This window comes from Pedobacter sp., from assembly GCF_035317785.1.
Lineage (GTDB): Bacteria > Bacteroidota > Bacteroidia > Sphingobacteriales > Sphingobacteriaceae > Pedobacter.
This window is the reverse complement of record NZ_DATHGC010000040.1, coordinates 1-3,363: the sequence shown is the minus strand read 5'-3', so window position 1 is coordinate 3,363 and position 3,363 is coordinate 1. Positions and strand designations below refer to the sequence as shown.

4 protein-coding genes and 2 tRNA genes are annotated in these 3,363 nt (G+C 46.1%); 5 read left to right on the top strand and 1 reads right to left on the bottom strand.

Annotation, left to right across the window (positions count from 1 at the left end):
- Positions 1-725 (top strand): DUF2130 domain-containing protein (locus VK541_RS02845; RefSeq protein ID WP_324366730.1); only part of this gene is annotated, 725 nt, incomplete at its 5' end.
- 17 nt (positions 726-742) lie between these two features.
- Here the strand turns inward: VK541_RS02845 and rlmF are convergent.
- Positions 743-1,699 (bottom strand): 23S rRNA (adenine(1618)-N(6))-methyltransferase RlmF, encoded by a 957-nt coding sequence (gene rlmF, locus VK541_RS02840; protein WP_324366728.1) that lies wholly within the window; start codon positions 1,697-1,699, stop codon positions 743-745.
- Positions 1,700-1,803: 104 nt separating this feature from the next.
- Between rlmF and VK541_RS02835 the strand changes: the two genes are divergently transcribed.
- From VK541_RS02835 to VK541_RS02820, 4 genes are all read left to right on the top strand, one after another.
- Positions 1,804-2,163: a diacylglycerol kinase family protein gene (locus tag VK541_RS02835; RefSeq protein ID WP_324366726.1), complete on the top strand. Its 360-nt coding sequence runs from the start codon at positions 1,804-1,806 to the stop codon at positions 2,161-2,163.
- On the top strand, positions 2,153-2,878 hold the full coding sequence (recO, locus tag VK541_RS02830; RefSeq protein WP_324366724.1) for a DNA repair protein RecO: 726 nt from the start codon (positions 2,153-2,155) through the stop codon (positions 2,876-2,878). Before VK541_RS02835 ends, recO begins: the two co-directional genes overlap by 11 nt.
- 103 nt (positions 2,879-2,981) lie before the next feature.
- Positions 2,982-3,056 (top strand) — tRNA-Val (locus VK541_RS02825).
- Positions 3,057-3,192: 136 nt separating this feature from the next.
- A tRNA-Val gene (locus tag VK541_RS02820) sits at positions 3,193-3,267 on the top strand.
- Positions 3,268-3,363: the final 96 nt, after the last annotated feature.

Here is a 3,363-nt window from a genome sequence, read left to right as displayed (position 1 = left end):
ACGATCAGAAAAAACTGGCGGAAGAAATGAAACGCAAGGCTGAGCAGGGCTCCATGCAATTGCAGGGAGAGGTACAGGAGCTGATTCTGGAGGAGCTGCTTAGAAATGCTTTTCCTTTTGACCTGATCACTGAGGTGGGCAAGGGCGTGAGGGGTGCAGATTGCGTACACCTGGTGCGGAACCAATTCGGACAGGAATGCGGCAAGATCATTTACGAAAGCAAACGCACCAAAGATTTCTCTATGGAATGGATAGAGAAACTGAAAAAAGACATGCGGAGTATGGGAGTTGATGTTGCGGTCATCGTGACGCAATGTTATCCCAAAGGAATGGACTGCTTTGGTGAAAAAGATGGGGTATGGATCTGCTCCTTTGATGAGGTAAAGGCAGTTTCTTATATTCTCAGGGACGGAATCCTCAAATTGTACGGAGCCGCAAAATCCCAGGAGAACCGCGGCGACAAAATGCACATGCTCTATGATTACCTAACCAGCACGGAGTTCTCAGAACAGTGGAAGGCAATCAGGGAGGGTTTTATGAGCATGAAGCTGTCTATACAAAGGGAGCGCGATGCCATGGAAAAGCTTTGGAAGGCCAGGGAAAAACAGCTGGAAAAGGTCATGCTCAATGCGGCACATATCCGTGGTTCCATTGAAGGGATCGCCGGAACCGACAGCATCCAGCTGAGCCTCACAGATGACGACGAGCCTCTGTTACTGGAATAATATTTCTCAGATATGATCTAGGCTTTCTTTTTAGCCCATCTTTTTGCCGCCCATTCCCGGCGTGCCTGCTGCTCTGTAAACGTCCAGGCCACGAAACGGCTGATCTTTTGTCCTTGTACCATCTCTATTGTCCGGATTTCTGCCGGCCGTAGCGCTTCCAGCATGTGATAGATGAAGGGCAGGTTGCTGCTTTTGGAAACCAGGCTGCTGAACCACAGGCACTGCTGGCCGATGTCTTTGCTTTCCATAATCATGTTCCGGATAAAGGCCGCCTCGCCTCCTTCATACCAGAGTTCCGCATCTTTTCCTCCGAAATTAAGTGCAGCTGTTTTGTGTTTGTCCCTGCTCAGGTTCTGCACTTTTCGCTGGTTGCCTGACCGGGCCTCTTCAGCAGAAGCATGAAAAGGCGGGTTGCATAGGCTGAAATCATACAGCTCACCCGGATTGACGACCCCTTTAAAAATGTGCTGCTTATTGGGCTGATGCTTTAAAATGACATCAGCGGACAACGCCGGATTGGCTGCGCAGATGGCTTTCGCTGCCTTTATCGCATACTGGTCAATTTCCGAACCTGTAAAACTCCAGCCATACTCCTGATGGCCGATGATCGGATAGATACAGTTGGCGCCTGTACCAATGTCCAGGCCTTTTACCTGCCGGCCTTTTGGAATGACTCCATCGTTATCTGCCGACAAAAGATCTGCGATATAATGAATATAGTCCGACCGCCCCGGTATTGGCGGACAAAGATAGCCTTCCGGAATATCCCAGTGATCGATAGCGTAGAAGTGCTTCAACAGGGCCTTGTTCAGTGCCTTAACGGAATCGGGGTTGGAAAAATCAACAGAAAGATCGCCGTAAGCATTGTTAAATACATAAGGGGCAAGCTCGGGATAACTATTGATGAGTTCCGGAAAATCGTATCTCGACCGGTGTTTGTTCCTGGGATGAAGGGAGGCTTTTTCTGCTGACATGGACTTAAAAAATTACCCAAAGGTAAAGCTTCCTTACAAACAATTGGATATGTAAAAAAGCATGACGTACTTTGCAGCTATAATCTATCAACTACCGGGGCCATATGAACAAATTCCTTAAAAGTTTTGGGTATTCCTTTTCGGGCATTGCTTATGCTTTTAAAATGGAATGGAATTTCAGGTTTCACCTCATAGCCCTGTTATTGGTTATCCTGGCAGGCTGGTTCTTTGAACTAAGCCTGAACGACTGGCTTTGGATCTCCGCAGCAGGGGGCATAGTGATTACTGCCGAGCTTTTCAATACTGCAATCGAAGTGCTGGTAGACCTCGTATCACCGGAGATCCACCCAAAAGCCAAAATCGTCAAAGATGTTGCTTCCGCTGCTGTGTTGGTAAGCGCCATCACCGCATTCGTCATTGGCCTGATCATCTTCATACCTAAAATCTTAATGTATGCTGCATAAAACCCGTGGCATCATTTTAAAAACCACCCTATACAGCGAAAGCAGTGTTGTGGTCCAGATTTTCACCGAGAAATTTGGCATCCAGTCCTATATGATCAACGGAGTCAAAAAACCGAGGGCAAAGATCAGCATGAACATGCTCCAGCCGCTTCACCTGGTCGACATGGTCGCCTATCACAAACACAACACAGGCATTCAGCGGGTTTCAGAACTGCGGCCGGCACCCGTTTATAGCACCATCCCCTACAATATTGTCAAGAGTACAGTGACCCAGTTTTTAAATGAGGTACTCTACAAGAGTATCAGGCAGCAAACAACTGACGAACATTTATTTGATTTCATTTTTAACGCAATGTGCTGGTTTGACGAATGCGGCCCTGCGAATGTCAACTTCCACCTCGCCTTTCTGTTAAAACTTTCTAGGTTCCTCGGATTCGCACCCAGTACGATCACTAAAAGTGATGACAATTACTTTGATCTGCAGGAAGGGGAATTCAAATCAAGAACGCCCTCACATCCGAATTTTCTAAGCAAAGAAGATGCTTTACTCTTTATTTCATTGTTTACTTCGCCGTTTGAAAAAATTCATGAAATAAAGCTTGACAACAAAACCAGAAGGTTCATACTAGATAAAATACTGATTTTCTACACTTTACATACCGCATCTTTTGGAGATATCCGGTCGCACCAGGTATTGGAAGAAGTGCTTTCTTAAAATCTTATAAAAGTTTTGGAGTTTTAAATTAGAGGTGTATATTTGCACTCCCTAACAATCGGGGTGTAGCATGCTTAGCTAGATAAAAAAGGGCAGAACCTTGGGGAGATTAGCTCAGCTGGTTCAGAGCACCTGCCTTACAAGCAGGGGGTCACTGGTTCGAACCCAGTATCTCCCACAACAAAAACAGTTTATTCTGCTGTTTCAAAACAAAAAGAATAGAACCTTGGGGAGATTAGCTCAGCTGGTTCAGAGCATCCCGATTTTGCATCGGGAGGGTCACTGGATCAACTAAGTAAACCTTCAGCCCAAACGGGAGATTAGCTCAGCTGGTTCAGAGCACCTGCCTTACAAGCAGGGGGTCACTGGTTCGAACCCAGTATCTCCCACAAAAGACCACCTCAACAGGTGGTCTTTTTTCATTATGTACTATTGCTATATCATATATTCTGCTGCAAAAAACAAATTTTATATCGGGTCAACCA

What these genes read in the sequence shown, in the direction of transcription:
- rlmF (WP_324366728.1), bottom strand. Translation starts at nt 1,699, where the DNA reads ATGTCAGCAGAAAAAGCCTCCCTTCATCCCAGGAACAAACACCGGTCG.
- VK541_RS02835 (WP_324366726.1), top strand. Translation starts at nt 1,804, where the DNA reads ATGAACAAATTCCTTAAAAGTTTTGGGTATTCCTTTTCGGGCATTGCT.
- recO (WP_324366724.1), top strand. Translation starts at nt 2,153, where the DNA reads ATGCTGCATAAAACCCGTGGCATCATTTTAAAAACCACCCTATACAGC.